A 974-nucleotide genomic window follows, 5' to 3' on the forward strand; every position below is an offset into this window, starting at 1 on the left:
CGAAGGAGGATGACTTGTCTTTGGCGTAATCGACAAGTGCGGCCATGAGGATGTCGCGGCCGGCATCGATGGAGACATCGCCGCCGGAGACCATCTTCGTGCCCTGATCCAGAATGACGTCCAGCCCGGCCTTCATGACGATATCGCCGCCAGCCGTCAGTTCGGAAACCTGGCTCTCGCTCCACCGCTGCTCGCTCTTCCAGACGGACAGGTTGATGCCGACAGTCTTCGCTATCGAGCCTGCCGTAATTTGCCCCGTTCCAGGATCTCTGAAAGATTTGAGGGGATCGAGTGCGGAACCAACCACACCGCCCTTGCTGGGTCCGAGGGTAGCGTCCACAGCACCGCCGAAGACGGAAGCACCGGTGGTCGCCAGATTAACGGCAGCCAGCCCAGCCGCAAGTCCATTGTCGGCATTGGCAAGCGTTGCAAGTTTGGCGGTCAGCGGATTGATGCCGGCAAGGCCGGACAGGATCTGGCCACCGGAGCCGCCCTTCAACGCGGCGTCTATGCCGGCGGATCCCGGGAAGCTGAGACCGACGTAAAAGCCCTTCTCTGTAAAATAAAGCGCATCCTGCGCCGCTTCCAGCCGGATTGTGTCATCGGTCTTCATCAGAAGGTCGTTGACGGCGGCGATCTTTACACCTGTACCGGTAATCGGACCCTTGGCGTTGAGCGAGACGTCATTGCCCGAAAGCCGGGTGACAGACGTATCGACATCGTTCCATGTCTGCTTGACCGAACCCCAACCCAGGCCCTTGAAACCCCATTCCTTGTATCTGTTATGGACTTCCTGACTGACGACACCCATATCGATTTTGCCGGTGGCGTCGATCGAGAGCTTGTCGAAGGCGCTGACCAGCGCTCCATTAAGAAGAACATCGCCGGGAGCGGTTCCCTTCGCGCACAGGCTGCCACCGTCGCATACGCCGTAGCCGGCAAGGATCGAGACATCGCCAACCAGCGACTGGGCG

The 974-nt window shown here is 59.8% G+C and carries 1 protein-coding gene; it reads right to left on the bottom strand.

All coding sequences use genetic code 11. The features are described 5' to 3' along the window. Positions 1 to 974 (bottom strand): hemagglutinin repeat-containing protein (locus DA915_RS28580; RefSeq protein WP_192886699.1); only part of this gene is annotated, 974 nt, incomplete at both ends.

Origin of the sequence: Agrobacterium sp. LAD9 (assembly GCF_003031125.1) — a bacterium.
GTDB classification, from domain to species: Bacteria; Pseudomonadota; Alphaproteobacteria; order Rhizobiales; family Rhizobiaceae; genus Agrobacterium; species Agrobacterium radiobacter.